Source organism: Psychrobacter lutiphocae DSM 21542 (assembly GCF_000382145.1).
GTDB lineage: Bacteria > Pseudomonadota > Gammaproteobacteria > Pseudomonadales > Moraxellaceae > Psychrobacter > Psychrobacter lutiphocae.
The window spans coordinates 1-1,916 of the sequence record NZ_KB907693.1 but is presented as its reverse complement, the minus strand read 5'-3'; the positions used below and the strand labels follow the sequence as shown (position 1 = coordinate 1,916).

Annotated in this window: 2 protein-coding genes; both read left to right on the top strand. The window is 37.1% G+C overall.

All coding sequences use genetic code 11. The features are described 5' to 3' along the window. On the top strand, positions 1–846 hold an 846-nt coding region (locus tag H140_RS16465; RefSeq protein WP_033427095.1), incomplete at its 5' end, for an RHS repeat-associated core domain-containing protein. A gap of 862 nt (positions 847–1,708) precedes the next feature. Beyond that, positions 1,709–1,916, top strand: a 208-nt coding sequence (locus H140_RS14810) for a hypothetical protein (RefSeq protein ID WP_033427094.1), incomplete at its 3' end; no start/stop codon positions are given.

The following is a 1,916-nucleotide window of genomic DNA, read 5'->3' as shown; positions in this document are numbered from 1 at the left end:
CGCTATATCTATGTGGGCTTAAGACCGATTGCGGTGATTGATTATGATAGTGACAACTCGCCAAGTATATATACTATTCACACTGATCATTTGGGTACACCGCAGCAGGTGAGTAATGATAACCAGCAGACAGTGTGGCAAGGTGAGTATGATGCTTTTGGTCAGGTCACAGTTAAAACCATTCCACAAAATAACACCCAAGATATTAATGCTAAAAAGAAAGGTTGGTCGTTAAACCTTATTAATCAAGCCAATGCAGCAGATGATACTATTCACAAAGAGCCCTTTGCGTTTAATCTACGCTTTGCCGGTCAGTATGAGGATGTTGAGAGCGGCTATTATTATAACTGGCATCGATACTATAACCCTAAGACGGGAAGGTATTTAACGTCTGACCCTATTGGTCTAAACGGTGGACTCAATACGTATGGCTATGCTGGTCAGAATCCTGTGTCTGCTGTGGATCCGTGGGGGTTGTACACAGTTTACTGGGGTGGTGCGGGAGTAAATAATTATCCTGCTTATGTTGCTGATCAAGTTAAGTCGTTAAAGCAGTTAGGAATAAAGAACGTAGTCTATAGTAGTAGAGGGGGTTCAAATTCTGCCATTCCGGGAGTGCGAACTAATAAGAATATGGTATTTGACGCTGCTAAAGTTAATAATTATAGATACTACCCTAGTGTAATGAGTCAATTACCAGGTACAGACAGTGAGTTAGTATTTGATTCTAACCCTGAATATAAAAAAAGTTTGTGCGAGATAGAACAAACAAACTACATAGGCTACTCATTCGGTTCGCTATTAGCAGCACATACAGCAATGTATTATGCTGAAAAAGTCATATAATTGACCATGTCGTTTTAGTAGCATCACCAATTGATATTAATTTTTTAAATAAACTTAAATCTCATAAGAATATTAAATCTGTTATCGTTAAAAATTTAGGGAGTGTTGGGGATTCTATCTATGCAGGAATGTCACAAACTGAACTTATAAAAGCTGTTCCCAATCTCGTCGGAGACATAACTAAAGAGGGTGAAGGTCATTTCTATTATTCAGTTGATAATAAAGAAGGTAAAAAACGTAGATCAAAATTGGCTCTAGAGTTATACAAAAAAGGATTACGATAGCCGATGAAGTCCAGTATTAAAATAAAAATCTTGCTAATTATCGAGTTTTTACTCAGCGTAGTGCTATTCTATAACTATATTGTTTTTTTTGTGGATATGGCACCAGTAAAATGCAACAACTATGGACAATTCAATATGGGTTACGGTGTCGCATTCTTATACATATTTTTTAAGACTTTTGTTATAAATACTGGTCTTTTGATTATCTCCATGAGAACTAAGCGTCAATTTTATTATATCCTTGTTTGGATGATCTTTATCTTACTCGCATTAACTATGCCATTTCCATGTTAAAACAGTGTCTTTGCTTCTTATTCTAATGATAGGCGTATGGATATTTTCAGTATTGTTCTTTAGTGTAGTTTCGTGTTTTTATTATTGTTCTCACTCAGAAAATGGTCATTGTGACAACATGGAGAGGGGCATCTTGGTATTGTAGCTAAAATCCATAATAATAAGGACTATAGTTCAGAGCCTTTTTCCGAACACGTCGACATTAACTAAAAAACCCGTGACAACGAGCAGCCAATAAAATATTATGGTGAAATATTAATAATGGACTTTAATAGGCTCTAACAATGCGTCTCTTTTTGCAAGCTGTTCTCATCTCATCTTTAATTATCACTAACGTAAGTTTCGCAAACGGTGTCTTTAGTCCTGCCTCAAGTAACATAGCTGCTTGTAACCTGACAGGTACAAACGGCACACCTATGTGTCCTGCACCGACCCCAACCAATCAAGATAATCCAGATACCAACAGAGCAGGCGGTAACCCCATCAACCTAC